Here is a 24,477-nt window from a genome sequence, read left to right on the forward strand (position 1 = left end):
AAACCCCGCTCGACTTGCATGTATTAGGCACGCCGCCAGCGTTCGTCCTGAGCCAGGATCAAACTCTCCAATAAAGTATTGAAAAGAGCGATAAGCTCATTTTGAATCTGACGAGATATAAATCTCATTGTTTGCTGTTACTTGCGCAACAGCGATACTCACTCGTTGTTCAGTTTTCAAAGATCAAGGATTTTGTTCGTTGTCGGTGTTTCTCGGTGACAACTTTTATATCATACCATGTTACCAAGCAGTTCGTCAACATCTTTTTTTCGATTGTTTTCTTCACTGCTTTAACTTATCCACTCGTTTATCGGGCGGATTTATAATTTACCACGTATAAAAGCTTATTACAAGTTGAAAATAATACCAGCATGTCTTCCTGCAAACCTAAATGTTTTCACATGTCCATGCGGGTTAATTCTACTTATTACATATATTATACTGCTATAATTAAATCCAGAATCACATCCAGCCGCCGCCTCTGACGATCTTTCATATTATAATATAGAAGAAAGGTCTTCTAGCCCCCATCATACAACCCGATCTTTTATCATACAGATATTCATTTGTCAATTATAATAAGCATTGTTCTGTAATTATTCAAAATTAAGTGGCATTATTATTAATCATCAAACTTGTTCATTCTTTACACCGAACTGATGCTATAATTATGCGTGGGTATTATTGAAGCTAAACAAATAGGAAGTGAAAAAATGGGAACATTGAATAATGGTTCACAGCCTAAGGTGCTGGAATATGATTCTGTGCCGAAGATGTTCTTCGACACCATCAAGACAGGGATCATCAAATCAAACCTGATTGCCATGCTCGCAGGCTTGACCATCGCTTTATATGTATTTGATCTGTCGTTCGTCGATAATATTGTTAACATCATTTTGGCTCTCGTCGGCTCTGCTCTTATTATCGGTTCCGCTGGCGCCTTCAACAACCTGTATGACCGGGATATCGACGCTATCATGGAACGTACCAAAACCAGACCTACTGTAACCGGACAAGTCGATACCAAAGCCGGCCTGATTATTGGTATTCTTATGAGCGTTATCGGAGCCATCCTTCTGTACATCGCATCACCGGCTGCTGCTTTCTTCGGCCTGCTCGGCTTGTTCCTCTATGTGATGCCTTACACCATGTGGACCAAGCGGAGAACCATTTATAATACCGAAGTAGGCAGCTTGTCCGGGGCTGTACCTCCATTGATTGGATGGGCCGCCATCTCTCAGGATTTTGCCCATTTTGAAATCTGGGCGCTTTTCATTACAATGGTACTGTGGCAGATGCCTCACTTTTACGGGATCGCGATTCGCCGTTTTGACGAATACAAAGCTGCAGGTGTACCGATGCTGCCCGTTGTAAAAGGCATTCGACGCACGTACATCCAGACTAACGTGTACCTGGTGCTCCTCGTATTGTCGAGCGTATTTTTCTGGACACTCAGCCCTTGGGTAGCACTGGTTGCTTTTGTTGCAAGCCTGGCCTGGCTGATCTACAGTGTAGTCAGCTTTGACAAGGAGAACACCAAAAAGTGGTCCCACCACATGTTCATCTTCTCCATCAACCATATTACAGTGATCTACTTGTTCATCATTGCATACACCCTGATCGCACTGATCTTCAAGTAAAAGAAAAAGCCATTAAGGACAAAATAGTCCTTATGGCTTTTTTTATTGCTCTAATTTCAAATCCGTAAGCATTAATTCCGTTGATGCCGTCTCTTGTCCATTGACCAGAAGCACGATACGATGCAGGCCCGGGTAATGCTTTCTAGTCGTGAGGTCGGTCCAGCGGTGAGTTCTCGATCCCTCCACCCGTTTGCCCCCGGGAACCGTCTTGTCGGAGAGAAGAAACTTCTTACGGGAGACCTTTCCTCCTGATTTCACAAAATCAATGCCATACTCAATCCGGATCCGGTGTGCCCCTTCGCCCAGCACAACTAACGAATAACGAAGCAAGCATTCCTCGCCCATACGGACCGTTCCAGGCCTCACTTCAACGACCGCCTGTTCCACCAGCTCGGCTGTACCTTCTGGATTGGCATACCCGAACAAGGCCAGCACTTCCGGATTAACTTGGCGTATCAGCGTCCGGCAGCCATGCCGTACAATCCAATTAGTATAGGCATTTTCCCCTAGCCACCTGCGGGCCGTCTTCACTACAAGTCCGGGATGATCCTTGGCGATATCATTCAGGTTATTGGCTACACTTTTGCGGACATAGAGGGAAGGGTCTGCTTTCAGTTGTTCCAGAATACGCATAATCGGCGACGGGTCCTTTTTGAAGATAACCAGCGCCTGCCCCCAAGGCAGTCTCGGGCGGCAGCCCTCACTGGCCAGCCGCCGCACATGCTCGTCCTCACTCTGAGCCCATCGCGCCATCTGTTCCATCATACGATCAGGATGAGACAGAATGAAGGGTCTGACGGCAAACTCTGCTGATGAATGGGATGTGAAAGCCTCCAGCGCCTGCATGGAGACCTCCCAATGCTCCTCGGCCTGTCCATACACTTCAACGAAATCAGGCAAAATCAAATAGGGAAAACCGGAACAACTTTCATTTACTTTATGTAAAATAGTCAGTGCCTGCGGGTAGGAAGCCGGTAGAAAGGCACCCAGGGAGTGTGTAATTTTGCGGATTCGCTCCTTGAGCGACAGTTCCTCCCATGGATTCGCCATCACTGATTTTATAAAGCCTTCCTGATCAAATGAAGTGTACGCTGAGTGCACGATATTTCCGAACATCTTCAGAAAAGGTTCATCATACAAGTTCTTGAGCGGTTCAGCCAAGCGACTCCCTCCTATAATCTCGATTTTGAAATCTGAACAGCTGTTAACAAAATTCTCATATACGTCTGGGTAAGGGTCCAAAACGCCAGATCACATTGCACATATGCTATGTTGAACACCGATCATTGCTTCAGCGGCAAGGAGGGAATCCAATGAGCGAGTGCGTAAACCCAGTAAGGGGATATACTTCTACTACAGTGATTTTGGTCCTCTACATTCTGCTCGTCATTATCCTGGCAACATTCTAAACAGCATTATTGCAGTTCAAAACTGCAAAACAGGGAGAGCCATTCTTGGCCTCCCTGTTTTGCCTGCACAAATTTCTTTCGTGAGCCTCTGATCTCCTGCCGATCCTATAAGGGGGCAGCGTCTGATCCCCTATTCCCCTAATGTGATGACTTCGGTCTCCAGCTCGACATTAAATTTTTCACGCACCGTACGCTGAATATGCTCAATCAGATCCAGATAGTCCTGTGCTGTCGCGTTATCCACATTCACAATAAAACCTGCGTGCTTCATGGATACCTCCGCACCGCCAATCCGGGTTCCCTGCAGCTCACAATCCTGAATAAGCTTACCGGCAAAGTGGCCGACCGGACGCTTGAACACACTTCCGCAGGAAGGATATTCAAGCGGCTGTTTGGATTCCCGGGCATGCGTTAGCTCTTTCATTTTCTCTGCAATCTGATCCTTATTGCCTGCTTCCAACTGGAACGCCGCATCCAGAATGATGTACTGGTCGCTGCGGAAAATACTTTTGCGGTAGCCCAGCTGCATTTCTTCACCGGTAATCGTCAAGAGCTCCCCTTCCCGGGTCAGCACTTGAGCACTCTTAATCACGTCGGAGATCTGACCTCCATAAGCACCAGCATTCATATACAGCGCGCCGCCAACACTTCCCGGAATGCCGCAGGCAAACTCTAATCCGGTCAAAGAGTAGTCAAGCGCCCTGCGGGAGACGTCAATAATATCAGCTCCGCTCTGGGAGACAATCTCATTCCCCTCCACCCGGATTTCATTGAAATTGCTGAGAGAGATCGTAACTCCCCGGATTCCGCCGTCCCGGATAATCGTGTTGGAGCCTTTCCCCAGAATTGTTAGCGGAAGGTTATGTTCCCTGGCCGTCCGTACAACCGTTGTAACTTCCTCATTCGTCGTAGGATGAATCAGGATATCCGCCAAGCCTCCTAAGCGGATGAAGGTGTGATTCCTGAGCGGCTCATTATATTTGATTTTGTCTGCGGGGATCTTATTGTCAAAATAATTCATGAAATTGCACTCCCAAAAAAGTTCATTTCCGTCCTGAGTGAAGTTGTTCCATCATGTCAGAACTAAATTGTACAGCTCCACAAATAGTACACTTTTACGGAGCATAATAAAAGACCCTTGAGTTGATCCCTACATTAGATGGTCCGTATGCCCTCTGCGTGCCTGTATGACTTCGTAATGGAATATCCATTTCCTGGATAATATAACACAATGCAGGTCAACGTATAGGCTTACAATGAACCTGTTTAGAAATAACAAACAGGCTTTCACCTCGGATGGAAAGCCTGTTTGTTACTACCGCTTCAGCAAATGCTGTCTACCTTTCGCCTGTCCGACTCCGGGCAGCCGGATGCCCGTGAGGGTTATGACATGTTACCCTATCTGCTGACGCAGTACCTCTCCAATACGTCTCATTCCTTCTACAATTCGATCTTCATTCATATTGGAGTAATTCAGGCGCAGCGTATGATTTCCTTTTCCATTCGGGAAAAAAGGAGCTCCCGGGACAAACGCGACATGATTCTTCAGGCACTCTTCCAGCACCTTTCTCGAATCCAGGGACTTCGGAAGCTCTACCCAAATAAACAACCCTCCCTCAGGAACGCTATGAGCGACATTCGCCGGGAAAAATTCATCAATACAGCGGAGCATCACGTCGCATCTGTCTTTGTAGACCGCTCTGATGGTCTCAATATGTGCATCAATATCATAGAGCTCCATATACTTGAAAGTGATCATTTGGGCAAAACTATCCGTATGCAGATCAACGGATTGCTTCAATGCCACATATTTCTCGATAAAGAGCTCATCTGCACAGATCCAGCCCAGGCGAAGGCCTGGTGCAAAAATTTTGGAGAACGTACTGATATAAATGACGCGGCCTTCCGTATCAAAATGCTTGACCGGAGGTATCGCTTCACCCGCAAAACGTACAGCCCCGTAAGGGTTGTCCTCTACAATCAGCACATCATACTGATTCGCAAGCTCGATCATTCGTTCTCTCCGGGAGCGAGACATTGTACGGCCTGTCGGGTTCTGGAAGTCCGGGATCGTATAAATAAATTTAGTTTCAGGATGCTTCTTCAATTGATCTTCGAGCTCTTCCATAATCATACCATCCTGATCCATTTCGACTTCAACGAATGAGGGGTTATAGATTTTGAACGCATTGATAGCAGCCAGGTATGTCGGGCTTTCACATATAATCGTGTCCCCTTCCTCCAGGAATAATCTGCCTGTCAAATCAATGGCCTGCTGCGAACCCGAAGTAATCAGAACCTTGTTGATATCCGATTCAATACCTATAGATTTCATCCTGCCGCAGATGACCGTCCGCAGAGGGATATATCCTTCTGTCGTACTGTATTGAAGTGAGCCTGCCCCGTTCTCTTCCAAAACGGCGTTACTGGCCGCTTGAATCGGCTGTATAGGGAACAACTCAGGAGCCGGCAGGCCTCCCGCAAAAGAAATAACCTCCGGTCTTTCCGTTACTTTCAATATTTCCCTTGTCTCTGATGACTTTACTCTGTTCACTCTGCTAGCAAATTTACTGTGCATGATCTGTCCTCCTATAGATGTAAAAAAAGATAGGGACACATCCTGTGGATGAGGTCCCTATCCTGAACATGTACCAGGTGCTCCGGTACACGTAAGTTTCGCCGGTAACCCGGTATCGCTCTCGCAGAATACCGCCCGCATACATGAATGAATTGATTAATTATAATAATTTACGATGAGTATGGTCAAGGTCTTTTTCACAGCCGCCCTTTAGCGATGGTCATTCCAGAAGTTGACGGGCTGGAGCTTTTTGTCCAAAACTTTGAATTGATACCCCTCGGACTTCAGCGATTTCAGGACTTGAGGCAGCACATTCAGAACGGCTGCCTGGTCGTGCATCAGCACAACGGGCTCCGTTCCGCTCTTCTGTACACGGTGAATCTGGTTCATGATGTTGTTATAGACCTTGTCATGATTTTTCGGGTATCTCCAGTCTTCAGAATCCACGTTCCAGTCCCATAGATGGAATCCGCCTTGTGACAGCAGCACATTGCGGTAAGGTGTCTTAAGATAGGGCTTGCTGCCATAAGGAGTCCGGACCAGACTGGTAGTTACACCGGTCACCTTGTTCAGTACAGCATTCGCCTGCTGCATTTCAATCAATCCGCTGTAGGCGGATCTATAGAATTTACCCGGTACATGCGTTACGCCATGCAGACCCGTCCCGTGCCCTTCATTCACAATCCGCCGTGTGGCCTGCGGGTAATTCTGCATTTGCGGTCCTAGCATGAAGAATGTCGCTTTGGCCCCATACTGGTCCAGTATATTGAGCAGCTGATCCGTATGGGGAGTCGGCCCGTCATCAAAGGTCAGATAAATGACTTTAGAAGCCGTCTTGCTCTGGGCTGCTTGGGCAGCAGACGGTTTGGCAGCAGCAAACTGCAGACAGAGCAGTGTAACGGTAAGCATAACAGCCAGTGTGGTTTGAAGCATTCGACGAGTATGTAGCATAATAATAAATCTCCCATTTATTCGGTATTTCCCCAGATGAACTCCCTTGGCATCCTTGGCGATTAATTCTATCCTATCAAATCAGCCTGGAGCCTTTCTCCCTTTAAACACTACGGTAGAGTTACGATTTTGTCAGATTCATCTGGTAAATAATACGAATTTGATAGATTTAACCGATGAAGCTCCTTGCCCTGCGGACAGCTCCTGAATTCGAAAAGGAATCACCTTAAATTTCGGACGCCTTAATCCCCATTTCAACCCTTCACCCACCAGCGAGCTGCCTACAAATGCAACGATCAGGCTGGCACTGACGGTTTTGATAACATAATAAACGCCTGTTCCCAGCAGCATGTCGATCACCAGCAGGTTTCGAAGATTTTGTCTTCGAATGGTCAATATCTTGTTGGTTGGCAGCACACCGATCCCCCTTTCCCTTCTTCAGGGTTATGCGGCATTGAAGTTGTCTTATTCCAGGTGCAGCAAATGAAAATACCCCAAGAGCCCCCACGCATATAGGGGTTTTTGGGGCAGCTCATCAATACAATATTTAGCAAGGTTAAGGTCTGTCGCTGAACCGCTTGATTGCTTCCTCAGTCACCGGCGTAAAGAGATTAACCAGGTTACCGTCAGGATCTCGAAACAGTATAGCACGGTTTCCCCACGGTAATGTGGTTGGTTCCTTTACCCACTCTTCGACAACCGGCTTCAAGCGCTCGTATTCGGCATCGACATTGCAGACGCGGAACTCAATGATGACCGTGTGGTTGTCTGCTGCCACTGCAGACCCAGCACCGAACAGCTGCACCGTCTGGGAGTGGCCGATCGCCAACGTGCACGACGGCATCACGAGCTCGGCAAAGACAGGCGCTGGACGTTCTGCCGGAACCCCCGTTACTTTCTCATAGAACGCCACGAGGCGATCCACGTCGTCGGTAATAATGCGTACAGAAGCCAAATTCATAAAAATACCACCCTTCCCTTCACGTTACTTACTCCAATTGTAAAAAAACACTACTGACAGCGTGATGTCAGTAGTGTTTTAGCATTTTTTCAGCCTCACTGCGTGTCCGATTCCAGAGGCGTTCGGGCTCAACACAGCGATACCCGCTCCCCAAACGTTCTGTAGAAAAGAAAGCCCCAGAAGCTCCGCACTTGCACGGATCTCTCAGGGACTATTCTGTAATGGTATCGATAAGTTCTATTTGCGCACAACCGCGTAACCTTTATCCTGCAGCAGCTTCAGCACGCCATGCTCCCCGAGGTAATGAGCCGCGCCGACCACAATGAAATATTCCGCTTTCTTGTCGCTCTTCAGATAACTGTCGATCTTGTCGGCCATACCGATGTTACGGTCAATCAGCATCGCTTGATTATACTCTGCATCGCCTGCCATGCTGTTGGTTAATTCGAGCAGTGCCTGATCATCGCCCTTCTTCCACATGTCGGCCATCTGGTCTACGGTGTCATCCAGTACATCAATGCTGTCGAGCGTTGTATTCAGGTTCTTCTCCTGCAGCTCCTTGGAGAAGCCGTCAAACATACCCAGCTGAGACTCATAGGATTCGAGCTCCAGAATCGGGATTTTACGCTGCACCGCTTTTTGGATAAAGTATAGATCAATGCCTTGATCTGCCTCGTACCCGGCCTTGACCGACTTCAGGCTGCTGATCGTCGTCTCAACAACCCAGGGCTTGAATGCATCCAGCGCATTGGCTTTCAGACCGTTCTGTTTCAGCACCTCTCCAACCTTCGCATACGTTTCCTTGGAGACATGATCCTTCAGGGTCGTACCATCCTGATACATCCCCATGTTCATAATCAACTTCTGCTGTGCTTCGTCAGCACTCTTGCTGATGTCGATCTCAACACCCAGGTAATCCGCCTCGGCAAAAGCCTGCTCAAATTCGGAGCGCAGCGGGTAAAAGCTGTCATCTGCAATATGCATGGAGCCTACGAGATAGACGGTATTCCCGTTGTTTTTCACTTCCCACATAAAGCCGCGTGCCGCTTCCTTCGTTGCCTTGGAGATGAGAAGTACCGTGCGGGAGGCCGGATCCCACCGCACCTCGTAGCCAGCCGCGTCGCCTACGGTCCGGATCGGCACATAGGTCACACCGTTGATCAGTTTGGTCTTGCCGGTCAGCATGACGCTCTTGCCGTTCACCACCGCATAGATGGTCCCGTTATTCACAGCCGTCAATTGCACTTTCAGCGCCTTCAAGGTATTGCGCAGCGGTACCATCGTCGTCCCCTGCTCCATGATTGGCGCACTGTCGGAAGCAAAGTCCATCTTCTGATTATTAATCTTCAGGACTGGCTGTTGGGAGGGCGAAGCCGGGGCTGCCATGGCAGGCACTGCGGCCGCCAGCATGCTGGTTGAAATCATCAGGGATAGAAACGCTTTTTTCCAATTCCTCATGTTAATCCTCCTGTTCGTTCAGAGTTAGAATGCATGCTCAATTAGATCTTGTAAGCTTTCATCGCCTTGCGAAGCTCCTTCAGAGACGGCCGCTTGCCATACATCAGAACCCCCGTACGGTAGATCTTCGCGGACAACCAGCCAAAGAACAGGATGGCAACGAGGAGCAATGTAATGGACAACCAAATCTCCCACATGGCTGCACGATTCATACCGATTCGGACCAGCATCGCTGTTGGTGACGTGAACGGAATATATCCAGCCACTTTAATCAGCATAGAGTTCGGTGTTCCGATGCTGAAGATCCCAATATAGAAAGCGACCAAAGACAGCATCGTAATCGGCATGACTGCCTGGCCCAGCTCCTCGGTACGGCTGACAAGTGAACCCACCGCTGCAAACAAGGTTGCATACAGGCAGTAACCAAGAACATAAAAGATCAGGCCATACACCAGTACACTTATGTTGATATCCGTCACGTTAATTTGGTAATCACCAAGCACGGAACGGTTATGCGGCAGCGCAAGGTTCCCTCCGATGACCAGACCGAACACAACAATCTGCGTAAGTCCCACGAGGAAGATACCGATAATCTTGCCGAACATCTGCTGCAGCGGCGACACGCTCGTAATCAGAATCTCCATGATCCGGGAGCTCTTCTCCGCAGTAACCTCAGAAGCGATCATATTCCCGGTCATCATCATGGTGGAGAAGAACAGGATCATGAGCAGATACACGACAACATAGTTAATTCGTGCATCATCAGCCTGCATCGCAGGCCCTTCTGCGTTACCGCTTGCATCTGCATATTCCTTGCTCTCAATCGTTACCGGACTGCTTAATTCATTAATCTGCTGTTCGGACAGCTTACCCTGTCCCACGGTTGTAATCTTAGCGCTCTGGAGCACCGTTTGGATCGAGTTCATGACTGCTGCAGAAGGGGTATCCTCCTTATAGACCAGTTCAGCCTGCGGGAATGACGAGTTAGAAGAATTCTCGAAATGAAGATAAGCTGTTATTTTCTCATCTGCCATATCCTGCTTTAGCTTGGCGTCGTCCGTCGAGGTATATTCCACCCACTTCACCGTCGGCAGCTGCATGGAGCTCATGAATTTCTCAAGTTCTGCCGCGATATCCGGCTGCTCTCCCGTGATCAGGCCAATGCTGGCCGGTTTGCCCGACTGGCCGGCGTCTTCGCCTTTGAAGACCGAGATCAGATAGGGCACGTTCATCCCGATCGTCAGCAGCAGAGCCAGAATTAAAGTAGTAATGATGAAGGACTTCGTTTTCACCTTCTGCCGATACGTAAATCCGATAATGGTTCCGATCTTATTCATTGGATTCCCCAACCTCCCGGATAAAGATCTGATTCAATGTAGGCTCCTTGATCTCAAAATGCTCAACGTTCGTCTGCGTCATGGCAGCCTGAAGAATGCTCTGGGCCGCTGACGGGTTTGAGATGCGGATACTGTATCCACGCTCCAGCGGCTCAACCGCAGTCACGCCCTGGATCTGCTCGAGTCCCGACACCTGCCCGGCGGTCACCAGCTTCACCTCTTCACGCGGATAGCGATTCTTGATCTCATGGATACTGCCCTGCACAACCGTATTGCCTCGGTGCAGTATTGAGATATTGCGGCAGAGCTCTTCGACATGCTCCATCCGGTGGGTCGAGAACAGGATCGCTGTACCCGCATCACGCAGCTCCTTGACGGTTGCCTTAAGCAGCTCCACGTTCACCGGATCCAGTCCACTGAATGCCTCGTCAAGAATAAGGATCTGCGGACGGTGCACCACGGCTGCGATAAAGCCCATTTTCTGCTGATTGCCCTTGGACAGCTCTTCGATTTTCTTATCGTAATACTCAGGTACCTGGAAGCGGTCCAGCCAGTGACGCAGGCTCTTATCAGCTTCCTTCTCACTCATACCGCGCAGCCGGGCCAGATAGATAATCTGTTCACTGACCTTAATCTTCGGGTACAGCCCGCGCTCCTCAGGAAGATAACCCATGAGATGCTGCAGCTCTTTGCTGTAACCCTTGCCATTATAAAGAATGTTACCTCCATCCGGATAAATAAGCCCTAATACCATACGCATGGAAGTCGTCTTACCGGCGCCATTTGCACCCAGCAGACCATAAATCTCGCCCTCTTCTACCTCCAGCGATATACCGTTAACGGCCGTCTTGTCTGCATATTGCTTGTAAACATGCTCCAGCTGCAGTCTCTTCATTGATAACCTTCCCCTTCCCCAGAATGTTCGATGCCTGATGGAACCCGGCCTGCGATCCAGTAGCTGAGAATATCATCAAGCTCCAGATTCCGTGTTCGCAGCAGCCGCAGGCCGGACTGTGCAATCAATTGACCCGCTGCTGCGGCTTCCATCGTAACGACCCGCTGCAGGCCGCTGCCTTCTTCACTATGCTCGGCCACACCCGGCAGATCAGCTGCATCTTCAGCACTGCCTTCAAACCAGATCTCCTTCCAGCTCTCCATCAGGGAGTCCTTCTCTGCCCTTCCCAGAATGCGTCCACGGTGGATCAGCACAATATAATCAGCCAGCCGCTTGATCTCATCGACGATATGGGTGGCCAGAAGAATCGTCGTCCCGTCCTCTTCAAGACAGGCGCGCAGTTCCTCCAGCATGATCTTCCATGCAAAAGGATCAAATCCTGACGACGGCTCATCCAGCAGCAGCAGTCTTGGATGCGGAGCCAGTGCAGCCGCGATCTCGAATTTGCGCCGCTCCCCTTTCGACATCTTGGACAGCTTCGTTCCCCGCGGCACCTTGAACCGGTCCAGCAGAGCTTCAAACCTTGCCTGATCCCAGTCCGGATACCAGTAGGAGCGGAATTCCGCTGCCTGTTCCACGGTCATCCGGTTCTCTTCAACACTGAAATTTTCAGGAACATAGCCGATTCTCTGCCTGACCTCTGGAGGAAGACCCTCCGGATAAGATTCACCGAACCAGCGCAACTCACCTGCATCCGGCTGAATGAGCTGGGTCATTAGATTCATAAGGGTTGATTTGCCGGAACCGTTCTGTCCTACGAGAGCTACTACATAACCTGCAGGCAGCTTCAGGTCCAAGGGACCAATCGCCTGGCGGCTGCGGGCTTTGAATACACCTTTCAACTCGATCAAATATTCAGCTGCTGTGTCTATACTCGCCTTCATCCTACTCCTCCTTTCCATACTTCTCGGATAAAATCTCATCGAACAGGAACCGCATTTCCTCCTTCGTAAAATGGACAGATCTGCCGGTATCCATAGCCGCAGCTAAGGCTTGCCGGACTGCCGATTCCCTGTAGGAGTCCCTCTGGCCGGCATCAACCTTCGCCACAAAGGTTCCTGTTCCCTGCCGTGTTCGCAGCAGCCCCTCCCCTTCTAAATCCTGATAAACCCGGCGTACCGTGATGACACTGCAGTTCAATCCACTGGCAAATTCCCGTATCGATGGCAAAAGTGTTCCCTCCTCGATCTGTCCCGTAATGATTAATGACCGCAGCTGCTGTTCAATCTGGTGATAGAGCGGTTCAGCGCTGTTCTCGTTTATCTGAATCGGTATATTCAATTCATGCACCTCACCTTCGGCCGCTGTAACGATCCAGGGCCCTCTTCCTTATTCTTCTCAGCTGCCCCTTACAGCAGACTGCGTCTGTTTAATTTCTTCAGTGTGACACCACACATAATCCGGAGTATCAAGGCACCCGCCAGCAGGGAGACCCACATCAGCGGTGATGCAAGACCCCAATCACGGCTTACGCTCATCGTCCATTTCAGCACGTTTACATCCATCCACTTTGCGGCAGCAGCAGCAACCAAGGCGAACGCCATAACGACGAGCGAGGTCCAGAAATACTTTTTACCATGATTCAGGAATTCCAGATAGATATAAAGACCATTCACAATCATTGTGTAACCTACCCAAGTCAACACAAAGCCGAGATAAGATATGACATCTGTGTGGACACTTGGATTTCCGGTAAACACAGCCACATACATGATGCCATAGAACACAATTCCGTTAAGGACGACCGCGATAAGCAGCTGTTGAACCCTACTGACAATAACGGCCTTGACCGGGATCGGCAGGATACGCATATACGCGAGCATTTGGGTGTAGGAGTCCTCCTGAAGATACTTGAAGGATCGCCTACTGAAGAAGAAAGCTGTGAAAGGAACAAACGCCATCATCATAAAGTCCACCATCAGGCTCAGCCATTCCGGCTGCTGCACGGCACTTCGGATGAGACTGCCGATCACACCACCGGTATAGATCATAAACAGCAGACTCCACAGGAACAGCAGTCTATCTATCGAGACTTCCCTGCGTGTTATCAACCACGCCTGTTTGAATGTACTCATATCCATCGCCTGCTTTCTATACAAAACTTTAACTGTGTTCAGTGTGATTACTGTGTATATCTTTATACACACTATACACGGATAACTCTTCCTTTGTCAACCTTATTTTTCCTTTTCATTCCAATCACGTGAAATCCACTCCGCACAAAAAATGACCGACAGCGCTTTTGCTGCCGGCCGCTCGTTTGCTGCCACCCTTATATCAGCCTGTTAAAATTCGGGGACCTTCCGCCGTGATTGCTAGCGTATGTTCATATTGTGCACCCCAGCTGCCATCCGCGCTGGTTATCGTCCAGCCGTCCTCTCCCCAGAACACGGCACCCGTGCTGCCCAGGGTGCATACAGGTTCAATGGTAATCACCATCCCCTTCTGCAGCCTCATCCCTTCCCCGCGGACTCCATAGTGAACAACATCCGGCGGCTCGTGCATTTCACGTCCGATTCCGTGGCCTACAAGCGGCCTTACCACACCGATTTTACCGCGACGGACAGTCCGTTCGACCGCGCAGCCGATATCTCCCAATGTGCTGCCGGGCCATGCTGCTTCAATGCCTGCCATCAGTGACTTCAAACTCCATTTCAGCAGATGCGCTGCCTGCCTGTTTATTTTGCCTACAGGATAAGTCCAACCCCGGTCTGCCATCCAGCCGTCCTTATTTACAACCAGATCGATGGTAACCACGTCCCCTTCCCTCAGTCTGTAATCCGAAGGAAACCCGTGACAGACAATCTCGTTCACAGACGCACAGGTGGCGTAGGGATAACCTTTGAATCCCTTTTGCTCAGGCACCGCCTGTTCACCCAGGATGAAGCCCTCCACACGTTCGTTAATCTCCATCGTTGATATGCCAGGTGTAATCCACTGTGCAATCTGTTCATGACAGGCCGCTACAATACGCCCGGCTTCCCGGATGTAACCGATCTCCTCAGATGTTCTGATTGCAACCTCCACTGCCCCATCTCCTCTCAGGGCCTTATATGCAGTTCTCAAGTTTAGGCTCTACTCCATGCTTATGCGCAGACAGCACAAAAAAACCGTCCTGCGCTGTAAGCGCCAAAGACGGCTGCATCTTATTTATTATATATGTTCATACAGAGACGCCGAAACGGGCGTGACTCTTATCCAGAAAACTCATTTCAGCCTAATCGTTCATTCCAGCCTGGGGCCGAATCAGCCTAGGAAACTGAAGAATTCAGCCTTCCCAGCTCGTTCTCTACGACAAGCGTTAGTTCCTCTTCATACCCTCCGGTTATCCGGTACTTCCGGACGTACTCCTTTACGAATTTTTTTGGATCCTTGGGCCGGAAAATTCGTGTCATTTCCCGCAGACTTTCTTTAACTTCGTTGTGACCTTTCGTTGCCATGATAACTCCCTCCCAAAACGTAAAAATAATTGCTTCGTTGAAGAGAATGCCGAAAAGATCTGATGCTTGATCCAAGAAGTAGAATCTGTTTGCAGCTCAGGTCGGGAATGCCGCCAACGGAGGACAGCTACCTAACACTCTTATTACCCTTAGTGATTCAAACTGAATCATAGCTTCATTGTAGCATATTCCGGCAAGCCGTACAGCTTTCCTCCATTTCGTTATTTTGGACAAAAAATGGTACTCTGTCTTACTACAATGCTATTTTCGGGTACATGTTATTCATCGGTATTTCCGCCTTGCGGATTTACGCAGACGACCGGGGTTAAATTATAAATAAACGAGCGAGAGGAGTTCTGACCATGGATTCAATTCCGGCTCCCATTCTTCAGGTCCCGGTCGCAGGCCTGCCATCCATACCGGCAGGCCGCACCGGGGGTAAGATAGAGACTCAGGAGCTTCTGCTGGAAGAGGCACATCAGATGATTCTCAAGCAATTTCCCAAGATGAGAAGCTTTCTGGTCGTACGAGAGGGCCAGCTGATTTGGGAGCGCTATTATAACGGCCACACCGCCTCTTCTCTCAACGATCTGCGCTCGGCGACCAAGAGCTTTACCTCCACCCTGATCGGGATTGGGATGAACCGGGGAGATCTGCCTGGACCGGACACACACGTTAAATCCCTGCTTGCCTGTTATGCCCCACAGCGGGAGGATCCCCTGCTGGAGCGGGTAACCTTGCATCATCTGCTGACGATGACCGCCGGATTCTACTGGAAGACAGGCAAAAAGCTGGGTGAAGCATTCATTCCGCGCTTCCACCGCAGCCGGAGCTGGGCCCGTTTTGCCATGCGCCTGCCGGTTCAGGAAGAGATGTTTGGCCGCTTTCAGTACCGGAGCACAGATTCCCATCTGCTGTCCGCCGTCCTGTCGGAAAGCACGGGAAAGGATGCCTACTCGTATGCACGTGCTCACCTGTTTGAACCGCTCGGCATATCCCATGTCGCCTGGCCATCCAGTCCGGATGGACACACGATGGGGCATGTCGGGCTCGCGTTAACCTCCAGAGACTTGGCCAAATTTGCGCTCTGCTGCCTGGATGGCGGCCGCTGGGAAGGGCAGCCGCTAATTCCGACCGCCTGGCTGAAGACAGCACATGCGGTACATGCAGAGGGGTATCCGGCCTTCGGAAATTACGGGTATCAGTGGTGGACCGGGCGAATTAACGAAGCCGATTTTGTCTGTGCCCATGGACATGGCGGACAACAGGTGTATCTGCTTCCCGGCCAAAACGCTGCGGTGATCTTCACCGCAGACAGCAAGGTTAGCCGCTGGAAGAACCCTCGTTCCCTGCTGCAGCGATATATTTTACCGGCCATGCAGTGACATGGAATAGGCAGGGATTGGATAGGATAATGGGGAAAAGATGATGAAGTGGTTATAGGAAACGAGGGAGGGTTAACCGATGGCACACAAGCCAAAAATCATGATTCTGTATGCCAGCTATGGAGACGGGCATTATCAGGCTGCCAAAGCCATCGAAGCGAGCCTCTGCAAATGTATGGACTGCTCTGTAGTTTTACTCGACCTGATGGCCGAGGCGCATCCTCTTTTGAATGAACTAACCAAATTTATATATATGCAAAGCTTCAAAACATTCCCCCAACTGTACGGATGGGTATATAACATGACCAAAGGGATGCAGAGTGAATCCCCATTCGCCAATTGGCTGCATTCCTTCGGGCTGGGTAAGCTGTCACAGTATCTGGACCGCGAAGACCCGGATCTGGTCATTCACACCTTCCCCCAGCTCGGGCTCCCAAAACTGCGCCGTACAGCAGGTTTTCATCTGCCCATCGTCAATGTCGTTACCGACTTTGATCTGCACGGGCGCTGGCTGCATCCAGACATCGACCGCTATTATGTTGCCACTGATGATCTCAAATCCGAGGCTGAAGCCAAAGGAATTGCGGCACAGCGGATCGTCGCTACAGGCATTCCGCTTAAGTCCATGTTCAGCTCTGCTTCTCACGAGAAAGTTGGGATGTCCCTGCAGCTGAAGCTGGATCACGGCAAAAGGACTGTACTGATTATGGGCGGTGCTTATGGTGTTATGCAGGATATCAGCGATATTTGTGAGCGGCTTCAGCACCAGCCGGATATCCAGCAAATTATTGTCTGCGGCCGCAACCGTGAACTTAAGGAAACGCTGAAGAAGCGGTTTGCTGGTGACAGCAGCATCCATATATTCGGATTTGTTGAGCAGATTCAGTCCCTGATGCATGCCAGCGATTGTATTATCACGAAGCCCGGCGGCATTACGCTCTCGGAGAGTCTGTCGTGCAGGCTGCCTATCTTTATCTATAAGCCTGTCCCCGGACAGGAGCGGAACAATGCCCTCTACCTGCAGAAAAAAGGCGCCGCAGTGATCGCCTATAATCCTGCAGAGCTGACCCGGGAACTTGTCGGCATACTCCACGATCCGGACCGTGAAGCCGCTATGGTAAACCGGATTGAAGCTCTGTGTAAACCGCAGGCAGCGGATCATATTGCCGAGGATATCTGGCGTCAGTGGTTTCAACCGGTCCAAGCAGTGCTTCAACCTGTATGAAGTAAGAGCAGATCGGATAATTCCCGCCAGCCGGGGGTACATTATGGAGGATCATGCTTCAATATTTCATCCATAGGATCAGCTGCGAAAGGAGCCTGAGTCATGAGCCGTGAATCGAAGGAAATGTATCCGGTCTCCGGAGAAAAGGTGGAAGTGGACGGCGTCTATACCGACGAAGCCGGACATGAGGAGCACCTGCACCGCGGGCAGCATTTTCCGTCTGACGTTGTGCTCGGAACAACGGAGTGGAAGCTGCAGGAATATATGTACGACACGAATCCTACCGGCCAGACAGATCCGGACCTCATTCCCAAGAAAAATGATGCGGACAAAGCCGGTAAAGTTACCCACCCCCGCAGGCATTTGGAGACTGGAGACCGGTAAGAAAACGATCCACATGGTTCAAGCAGGCAGCTCCATTGGATGCTGTCTGCTTGACGTGCCGTAGATAGAGTAAGCCGGTTCTTGAAGGACATGATCTTCCCTTTCCTTACATAAGTTGAACTAATAAGGACAAAGGGAGGGATGGCTGAATGTCGCCATTCAAATCTTCAACCGGCCTGAATGATAACGTCGCCTCGATGTTATGCTATCTGTTTCTGTTCGCAGGCGCCCTCTTCTTCCTCGTCGTGGAGAAGCGGAGCCGTTTCGTGCTGTTTCATGCGCTGCAGTCTCTTCTAGCCTTCGGGGTAATCGTGGCCGGACATGTGCTTGCAGGCTTCGTTCCTTTTGTCGGTCCGCTGCTTGCCTCCATGCTATCCTTGGCCACCATATTGATCTGGCTCTTCCTCGCCTTGCAGGCTCTGCAGGGTAAGTGGACCACGGTCCCTTGGATAGGGGAAATCGCCTTGAAGCAGTCCCGGAATTTGTGACCCGCTTAACCCCGTACTCCTCATTCCATTCTTGCACACAAAAAAAGCATGCCGCCTAAGCGACATGCTCCTTCTCTACAGCTGTATCTGAAACGGATCGCTGCTTGCTGGCTGACCAGCCGTTAAATAGCAGATTCATGACAATCGCTGTTACACTGCCTGCAACAATTCCATTATCGAGCAGGATCCTTGCTTCTTCCGGAATCTGTGCGAACAGATCCGGCACAACCTCTACACCCAGTCCCATACCGACCGAGCAGGCAATAATGAACAGGTTCTCGTAACGGTTCAGATCGACCTGATCACCGAGCATTCGAATGCCAGAGGAGACGACCATGCCGAACAGCGCAACCATAGCTCCACCGAGTACAGAAGTTGGTACCAACTGGGTCAGCGCCGCAATTTTTGGTACAAAACCGATCAGCACCAGGAAGCCGCCGGCCACCATGATGACGTCACGAGTCTTTACCCGGCTCAGCTGCACCAGGCCCACATTCTGGGAATAGGTCGTATACGGGAAAGAGTTGAATAGACCGCCCAGCATGATCGCAATTCCTTCCGCTCGATAACCGCGCGTCAGATCCTTGGAGGTCACGTCTTTACCCACGATCTTGCCAAGACCCATGAAGACACCGGTAGATTCCGCTACGCTGACAATAGAGACCAGCACCATCGTGATGATGGCGGACAGGTTGAACACCGGCTTGCCAAAGTACATCGGCTGAATGCCGTGGATCCAGCTGGCCTCCTGCAGCGGCGTCAGATCGATTTTACCAAAGAAGGCTGCAACTATCGTTCCGAGGATCAAACCGAGCAGAACCGAGATGGATCGCATAAACCCCTTGGCGAACCGGTTAACGAGAATGATAAACACCAGCACACCAAAGCCAAGGCACAGATTCAGCGGACTGCCAAAATCCTTGGCACCTTGTCCGCCGCCCAGATCGGTCAGGGCTACAGGTACCAGCGTTACCCCGATAATCGTGACAACCGAGCCGGTCACGACCGGCGGGAACAAACGAATCAGCTTGCCGAACAGGCCGGAGAACAGCAGAATGAACAAGCCCGAGATAATAATGGCGCCATAGATGGCCCCTACACCGTACCGCGTCCCGATCATAATCATCGGCGATACTGCCTGGAAAGCACAGCCCAGCATCACCGGCAGGCCGATTCCGAACCAGCGGTTCCCGAACACCTGCAGCAGGGTAGCGACACCGCACATCAGCAGGTCAATGGCAATCAGGTAGGTCAGCTGGGCTGAGGTGAAATTCAGTGCGCCGCCGACGATCAGCGGTACAACCACAGCTCCCGCATACATGGCCAGCACATGCTGGATGCCGAGCGAGACTGTCTTGAAGGGATGACGATTTTTGCGAAAAACAAGATTCTTTGACATGCTCCTACTCCCCATCCTCTGCAAAAGTTACTTGTCCATCTTCCAGGGACCCGATGCGAACCAGCGACTCCACCCGGTAACCTGCTTCCTTCAGCACACGGCGTCCCGGCTGGAACGCCTTCTCAATCACGATACCGATACCAGCCACTTCCGCTCCAGCCTGCTCCACGATCCGGGCCAGTCCGAATGCAGCTTCGCCGTTGGCCAAAAAATCATCTACGATCAGCACCCGCTCGCCAGGCTGAATGAATTTGCGGGACACCGTGATCTCGTTGGTCTCCTGCTTGGTGAAGGAGAATACCTTTTCTACAAAAATATCTTCACGAAGTGTCAGCGATTTCTGCTTACGTGCAAAAATCATGGGCACATTCAATTCCAGCGCAGTCATAATGCCCGGCGCTATGCCGGATGATTCTATCGTCAGCACCTTCGTAATCCGTTCCCCGTCAAAGCGGCGCGTAAACTCGCGTCCCACTTCCTTCATCAGTACCGGATCCATCTGGTGGTTCAAAAACGAGTCCACTTTTAATACCTTACCACTTAATACTTTCCCTTCCTGCAATACCTTGTTCTTCAACAGCTCCATCGGTTCTGCCGCCTCCCTCATTCTGTATCTGACTCTGATCTGAAACCGCACAACCCACAACAAAAAGCCCGTCCCTGCCGCGGTATGCACCGGATAGATGGGACGGGCTGTTCAGCCTCGGGAAACAGAACACGAAGGACACCTGAGTCCCCCTAAAGGGTACACAAGCACAGCGGTTCATTCTCCCGTAGTCCAATCATTTCCGGTGATCGGGTAGAGACATGCAGGCCAATTCCTGCACCTATACGAGAAGTGATATGATAACCACGCCTAACAGCGGGTCTATTCATTCAAGCAGATTGTATAAGTCACTATTGCGAAATAGGAAGAGTGCTGATTTGCGTCAGTTCTTCATGTGCACAGCCGCCTGTCATCGAATTCAAACCGACGATCAATCTGCCATGCTCTGATAGAAATTGAGTATAACGAATCCTGCGCCGGAAATAAAGTGTAAATTTTTTGTCAGTTTAGGCCGTATTGTGTACAATAACAAAAAACACCCGCGACCCAACCGGGGGTGAGGGATTTAAAGGAGCGCTGTACCTATGAAAGCCAAAGGTTTATTGCATGAATTCAAGACCTTCGCCGTACGCGGCAATGTGATCGATCTGGCCGTCGGGGTTATCATCGGCGGTGCCTTCGGCAGCATCGTCACTTCCGTTGTTAACGACATTGTTATGCCGCCGATCGGACTGCTGCTGGGCGGTGTGGATTTCGCCGACTTGTATTACCCGCTAGGCAATAACGAAACTGCTGACGGTACACGGATGACGCTGGTCCAGGTCAAGGCTGCTGGCACACCGGCCATTGCCTATGGGCAGTTTATTAATGTGGTGCTGAACTTCCTGATCGTCTCATTCTGTATTTTCCTTATGATCAAAGGCATCAATATGCTGAAGCGCAAGGAGCATGAGAAGCCGGAACCCGAGAAAACGACCAAGGAATGTCCTTACTGCCTGTCTGAGATTCCTGCTGCCGCAACACGCTGTGCCCACTGCACATCTGTGCTGGACGCGGAAATGGCACATGGTTAATAATTGATGCGGTTAATGGTTAATGCCTTGAATAATACACCGCGTTAATGATTAATCTGCTGAAAAGGCAAAAACGCGCCCTCCCCTGCAAGTGCAGCGGAGGGCGCGTTCTCTCGTTATTCTGTCACAATATCATAGATGAGTACGGGGGCCTCTGCCTGATCCGCAATCGTAATGCTGGCATACAGCATATCCATAATGTCCTGCACATCCTCGCGGTTCGCATGAATGGTCAGCAGGGATTCACCGGCACGTACCAGATCACCGACCTTCTTGTTCAGCATGAGGCCAACCGCCAGGTCAATCTCATCTTCTTTGGTGGCCCGTCCGGCGCCCAGCATCATCGCTGCGGTACCGATCTCGTCAGCTGCCATCGCAGCCACGTATCCATCCTGCTTGGCAGGCAGTTCAATACGGTAAGCGGCCTGCGGCAGACGCTCAGGCTGATCGACGACGGATGCGTCACCGCCCTGGCTGGCCAGGAACTCCTTGAACTTCGCCAGCGCCTTGCCGTTACGGATCACTTCCTGCAGCATCTCTTCGGCATCCTCTAGCGATTTGGCCTTGCCTGCCAGATACACCATCTGTCTGCCCAGCGCCAGACACAACTCTTCCAGATCCTTCGGCCCCTTACCCCGCAGGGTATCGATCGCCTCCTGAATTTCCAGCGCGTTGCCGATAGCGAGCCCTAAGGGCTGGCTCATATCCGAGATGACCGCCATCGTCCGGCGCCCGACATTATTACCGATGCTGACCATTGCATGGGCCAATTCCTTGGCGTCATCGACTGTTTTCATAAAAGCGCCCGCACCGGTCTTCACATCCAGCACAATTGCATCTGAGCCGGCCGCAATTTTTTTGCTCATGATCGAGCTGGCAATCAAAGGCACCGCGTCTACCGTAGCTGTCACGTCACGCAGTGCATACAGCTTCTTGTCCGCAGGAGTCAGGTTCCCGCTCTGCCCAATGACAGCAATCCGGCTTGTGTTCACACGCTCCACGAATTCTTCTTTCGTAATCTCAACATGGAAGCCAGGAACGGCTTCGAGCTTGTCGATGGTACCGCCCGTATGGCCGAGGCCGCGGCCCGACATCTTCGCAACCGGAATATCCAGCGCGGCGACCAGCGGCGCCAGCACCAGTGTTGTAGTATCGCCAACCCCGCCGGTGGAGTGCTTGTCCACCTTCACGCCTTCAATAGCGGAGAGATCGATCGTATCGCCGGAATGGACCATCGCCATCGTCAGATCCGCACGCTCGCGCTCAGTCATATCTTTGAAGAACACCGCCATCGCAAAGGCACTCATTTGATAATCCGGAATACTGCCTTCCGTGTAGCCCTGGACCATAAATTGAATCTCTTCCGCGCTCAGCTCCCTGCCGTCACGTTTCTTCGCAATCAGATCAACCATTCTCATAACCGTTCTTCCCCTTTCATTCTTCCTGATCCTTCACGGCAGCATAAGCGTTTTAGAGGAACAATCCTGCAATTGTAGCCGACAGCAAGCTGACCAGAGTAGCTCCATATACGAGACGCAGACCGAAGCGTGCGACCACATTCCCCTGCTTTTCATGCAGCCCCTTCACCGCACCGGCAATGATACCAATCGAGGAGAAGTTGGCGAACGACACCAGGAACACGGAGATAATGCCTGTGGTCCGCGTGGACATCGTCATTTTACCCAGCTCCAGCATCGCTACAAATTCGTTCGACACCATCTTCGTCGCCATAATGCTGCCAGCCTGAACCGCTTCGCTCCAAGGCACACCGATAATAAAAGCAAATGGGGCAAACACATAACCCAGCAGGCCCTGAAAGCTGATCCCGAAGATCCAGTTGAAGATGCCATTCACCATAGCAATCAGCGCTACAAAGCCGATCAGCATCGCTGCAACCGTAATGGCAACCTTAAAGCCGTCCATAATATATTCACCCAGCATTTCGAAGAACGACTGTTTCTCTTCTTCCTGTACTTCGAGCAGATCTTCTTCTTTCTTTACAGTATACGGGTTAATAATGGACGCAATGATAAAGCCGCCGAACAGGTTAAGCACAAGGGCGGTAACAACGTATCTCGGCTGAATCATGGTCATGTACGAACCCACAATGGACATCGACACGGTCGACATGGCCGAAGCGCACAGCGTATAAAGCCGGTGCTTCGGCATCAAACCAATCTGCTTCTTGACCGAGATGAAGACCTCGGATTGGCCCAGAATGGCCGAGGCTACCGCGTTATAAGATTCCAGCTTGCCCATGCCGTTAATCTTGCTCAGGATAAGACCGATGTAACGGATAATAAAAGGCAAAACCCGGACGTACTGCAGTATCCCGATCAGCGCCGAGATAAAGACAATAGGCAGCAGCACGTTCATGAAGAACGGACCTTGCCCTTCATAAACCAGCCCGCCGAAGACAAAGTTCGTCCCTTCCTTGGCGTAGTCCAGCAGGCTCTCAAACACCCCCGCAAACCCGCCGATCAGCACGGAACCAACCTCCGTATTCAACAGTACAAAAGCCAGCACCGCCTGCAGCACAATCATCACCGCCAGCGGACGGTAGCGGATATGCCTGCGGTCACTGCTGGCAATATAAGTAAGCGCAAATATGACCAAAACCCCGACTATGGCAATCAAATATTTCATCGTTGTATGTTCTCCCTGGTTGTTTATATTTGTTGAGCATTTTGCATTATACAAAATGCAGATTGCAAAGGCCAACATTAAGCGCTTTCAATGTGTTTCTAAGAAAGAGGATGATACCTGTTAGGGTCTCCTCCTATTGGAATATCATCCCTCAATCTTTGGATGGACAAGCAGTCACCTGCACAAAATGTTACTTATGAAGATCCGCCGGTGTAAAAGCACCAGGAAGCAGCTGGGCAACGGTCAGCTCCGTCATCTCTCCGCGAAGGTTGGTCAGGTAAACCCGGGTGTCACTATCACTGAATTCTGCGATCACCTGCCGGCAGGCACCGCAGGGTGAGATAGGCCCGTCCGTATCGCCGGCAACAGCAATGGCGTTAATCTTACGCCCGCCTTCTGATACCATTTTGAAGATCGCAGTCCGTTCCGCACAGTTGGTCAACCCGTAGGAGGCATTCTCAACGTTACACCCTTGGTAAATGACGCCGCCAGCCAGCAGTGCGGCCCCCACCTGAAACCGGGAATAAGGAACATAAGCCTGCTCACGGGCTTCAATCGCTTGCTGAATCAGCTGCTCTTTCATCTGTGGATCTCCTTCCCG

At 50.7% G+C, this 24,477-nt stretch carries 25 protein-coding genes, 1 rRNA gene and 1 riboswitch; of the genes, 6 read left to right on the forward strand and 20 right to left on the reverse strand.

Annotated elements, in window-relative coordinates; all coding sequences use genetic code 11:
• Window positions 1-74, reverse strand: a 16S ribosomal RNA gene (locus Q5741_RS09400); the annotation flags it as partial.
• A gap of 699 nt (window positions 75-773) precedes the next feature.
• On the opposite strand from Q5741_RS09400, the gene cyoE reads away from it, so the two are divergent.
• A complete protein-coding gene (cyoE, locus tag Q5741_RS09405; RefSeq protein ID WP_305024053.1) occupies window positions 774-1,640 on the forward strand; it encodes a heme o synthase in 867 nt (288 codons plus the stop codon).
• 42 nt (window positions 1,641-1,682) lie between these two features.
• Here cyoE and Q5741_RS09410 read toward each other — a convergent pair whose 3' ends face one another.
• The 14 genes from Q5741_RS09410 to Q5741_RS09475 all read right to left on the reverse strand — a co-directional run bounded on the left by Q5741_RS09410 (window position 1,683) and on the right by Q5741_RS09475 (window position 14,729).
• Window positions 1,683-2,801, reverse strand: coding sequence for a DNA alkylation repair protein (locus Q5741_RS09410; protein WP_305023837.1), 1,119 nt, complete (start codon window positions 2,799-2,801; stop codon window positions 1,683-1,685).
• A gap of 378 nt (window positions 2,802-3,179) precedes the next feature.
• Window positions 3,180-4,070, reverse strand: a complete 891-nt coding sequence (gene murB / locus Q5741_RS09415) for a UDP-N-acetylmuramate dehydrogenase (RefSeq protein ID WP_305023838.1) — start codon at window positions 4,068-4,070, stop codon at window positions 3,180-3,182.
• A gap of 372 nt (window positions 4,071-4,442) precedes the next feature.
• The gene (locus tag Q5741_RS09420) at window positions 4,443-5,627 is read right to left on the reverse strand and encodes an aminotransferase-like domain-containing protein (protein WP_305023839.1); all 1,185 of its coding nucleotides are present in this window, start codon (window positions 5,625-5,627) and stop codon (window positions 4,443-4,445) included.
• A gap of 210 nt (window positions 5,628-5,837) precedes the next feature.
• Complete coding sequence (locus Q5741_RS09425; protein ID WP_305023840.1) at window positions 5,838-6,578, reverse strand: polysaccharide deacetylase family protein; 741 nt, start codon at window positions 6,576-6,578, stop codon at window positions 5,838-5,840.
• Between the two features lie 138 nt (window positions 6,579-6,716).
• Complete coding sequence (locus tag Q5741_RS09430; RefSeq protein ID WP_305023841.1) at window positions 6,717-6,995, reverse strand: hypothetical protein; 279 nt, start codon at window positions 6,993-6,995, stop codon at window positions 6,717-6,719.
• A 139-nt stretch (window positions 6,996-7,134) separates the two neighbouring features.
• Window positions 7,135-7,539, reverse strand: coding sequence for a VOC family protein (locus Q5741_RS09435; RefSeq protein WP_305023842.1), 405 nt, complete (start codon window positions 7,537-7,539; stop codon window positions 7,135-7,137).
• Between the two features lie 237 nt (window positions 7,540-7,776).
• Window positions 7,777-8,997: a TraB/GumN family protein gene (locus Q5741_RS09440; RefSeq protein ID WP_305023843.1), complete on the reverse strand. Its 1,221-nt coding sequence runs from the start codon at window positions 8,995-8,997 to the stop codon at window positions 7,777-7,779.
• Window positions 8,998-9,038: 41 nt separating this feature from the next.
• Window positions 9,039-10,334 carry an ABC transporter permease gene (locus tag Q5741_RS09445; protein WP_305023844.1) on the reverse strand — a complete coding sequence of 432 codons (1,296 nt, stop codon included), beginning with the start codon at window positions 10,332-10,334 and terminating at the stop codon, window positions 9,039-9,041.
• Entirely contained in the window at window positions 10,327-11,229 is a 903-nt protein-coding gene (locus Q5741_RS09450; protein WP_305023845.1) for an ABC transporter ATP-binding protein, read from the reverse strand. Before Q5741_RS09450 ends, Q5741_RS09445 begins: the two co-directional genes overlap by 8 nt.
• On the reverse strand, window positions 11,226-12,173 hold the full coding sequence (locus Q5741_RS09455; RefSeq protein WP_305023846.1) for an ABC transporter ATP-binding protein: 948 nt from the start codon (window positions 12,171-12,173) through the stop codon (window positions 11,226-11,228). The genes Q5741_RS09450 and Q5741_RS09455 overlap by 4 nt, the downstream gene beginning before the upstream one ends.
• Before the next feature lies 1 nt (window position 12,174).
• The gene (locus tag Q5741_RS09460; protein WP_305023847.1) at window positions 12,175-12,570 is read right to left on the reverse strand and encodes a GntR family transcriptional regulator; all 396 of its coding nucleotides are present in this window, start codon (window positions 12,568-12,570) and stop codon (window positions 12,175-12,177) included.
• Window positions 12,571-12,638: 68 nt separating this feature from the next.
• A complete protein-coding gene (locus tag Q5741_RS09465; RefSeq protein WP_305023848.1) occupies window positions 12,639-13,364 on the reverse strand; it encodes a hypothetical protein in 726 nt (241 codons plus the stop codon).
• Window positions 13,365-13,566: 202 nt separating this feature from the next.
• The gene (gene map / locus Q5741_RS09470; RefSeq protein ID WP_305023849.1) at window positions 13,567-14,316 is read right to left on the reverse strand and encodes a type I methionyl aminopeptidase; all 750 of its coding nucleotides are present in this window, start codon (window positions 14,314-14,316) and stop codon (window positions 13,567-13,569) included.
• A 224-nt stretch (window positions 14,317-14,540) separates the two neighbouring features.
• Window positions 14,541-14,729, reverse strand: a complete 189-nt coding sequence (locus tag Q5741_RS09475) for a hypothetical protein (protein ID WP_018887082.1) — start codon at window positions 14,727-14,729, stop codon at window positions 14,541-14,543.
• Window positions 14,730-15,091: 362 nt separating this feature from the next.
• On the opposite strand from Q5741_RS09475, the gene Q5741_RS09480 reads away from it, so the two are divergent.
• The 4 genes from Q5741_RS09480 to Q5741_RS09495 all read left to right on the forward strand — a co-directional run bounded on the left by Q5741_RS09480 (window position 15,092) and on the right by Q5741_RS09495 (window position 18,211).
• Window positions 15,092-16,114 (forward strand): serine hydrolase domain-containing protein, encoded by a 1,023-nt coding sequence (locus Q5741_RS09480; protein ID WP_305023850.1) that lies wholly within the window; start codon window positions 15,092-15,094, stop codon window positions 16,112-16,114.
• A 79-nt stretch (window positions 16,115-16,193) separates the two neighbouring features.
• Window positions 16,194-17,339, forward strand: a complete 1,146-nt coding sequence (locus Q5741_RS09485; protein ID WP_305023851.1) for an MGDG synthase family glycosyltransferase — start codon at window positions 16,194-16,196, stop codon at window positions 17,337-17,339.
• A gap of 102 nt (window positions 17,340-17,441) precedes the next feature.
• On the forward strand, window positions 17,442-17,723 hold the full coding sequence (locus tag Q5741_RS09490) for a transposase (protein ID WP_305023852.1): 282 nt from the start codon (window positions 17,442-17,444) through the stop codon (window positions 17,721-17,723).
• A gap of 149 nt (window positions 17,724-17,872) precedes the next feature.
• A complete protein-coding gene (locus Q5741_RS09495) occupies window positions 17,873-18,211 on the forward strand; it encodes a DUF4870 domain-containing protein (protein WP_305023853.1) in 339 nt (112 codons plus the stop codon).
• A gap of 55 nt (window positions 18,212-18,266) precedes the next feature.
• On the opposite strand, the gene Q5741_RS09500 is transcribed toward Q5741_RS09495, so the two are convergent.
• Together Q5741_RS09500 and Q5741_RS09505 are read right to left on the reverse strand one after the other, a co-directional pair.
• On the reverse strand, window positions 18,267-19,610 hold the full coding sequence (locus tag Q5741_RS09500) for a nucleobase:cation symporter-2 family protein (protein WP_305023854.1): 1,344 nt from the start codon (window positions 19,608-19,610) through the stop codon (window positions 18,267-18,269).
• Between the two features lie 4 nt (window positions 19,611-19,614).
• Window positions 19,615-20,196 carry a xanthine phosphoribosyltransferase gene (locus tag Q5741_RS09505; protein WP_305024054.1) on the reverse strand — a complete coding sequence of 194 codons (582 nt, stop codon included), beginning with the start codon at window positions 20,194-20,196 and terminating at the stop codon, window positions 19,615-19,617.
• 168 nt (window positions 20,197-20,364) lie between these two features.
• Window positions 20,365-20,465: riboswitch (purine riboswitch) on the reverse strand.
• Window positions 20,466-20,741: 276 nt separating this feature from the next.
• On the opposite strand from Q5741_RS09505, the gene mscL reads away from it, so the two are divergent.
• Entirely contained in the window at window positions 20,742-21,230 is a 489-nt protein-coding gene (gene mscL / locus Q5741_RS09510) for a large conductance mechanosensitive channel protein MscL (protein ID WP_305023855.1), read from the forward strand.
• 116 nt (window positions 21,231-21,346) lie between these two features.
• Here mscL and Q5741_RS09515 read toward each other — a convergent pair whose 3' ends face one another.
• The 3 genes from Q5741_RS09515 to Q5741_RS09525 form a co-directional block, all read right to left on the reverse strand.
• On the reverse strand, window positions 21,347-22,648 hold the full coding sequence (locus Q5741_RS09515; RefSeq protein WP_305023856.1) for a pyrimidine-nucleoside phosphorylase: 1,302 nt from the start codon (window positions 22,646-22,648) through the stop codon (window positions 21,347-21,349).
• Window positions 22,649-22,700: 52 nt separating this feature from the next.
• Complete coding sequence (locus Q5741_RS09520) at window positions 22,701-23,876, reverse strand: NupC/NupG family nucleoside CNT transporter (protein WP_305023857.1); 1,176 nt, start codon at window positions 23,874-23,876, stop codon at window positions 22,701-22,703.
• Between the two features lie 190 nt (window positions 23,877-24,066).
• Window positions 24,067-24,459 (reverse strand): cytidine deaminase, encoded by a 393-nt coding sequence (locus tag Q5741_RS09525; RefSeq protein ID WP_305023858.1) that lies wholly within the window; start codon window positions 24,457-24,459, stop codon window positions 24,067-24,069.
• Between the last annotated feature and the right edge of the window lie 18 nt (window positions 24,460-24,477).

The sequence above is a fragment of the Paenibacillus lacisoli genome (assembly GCF_030580655.1).
Lineage (GTDB): Bacteria > Bacillota > Bacilli > Paenibacillales > Paenibacillaceae > Paenibacillus > Paenibacillus lacisoli.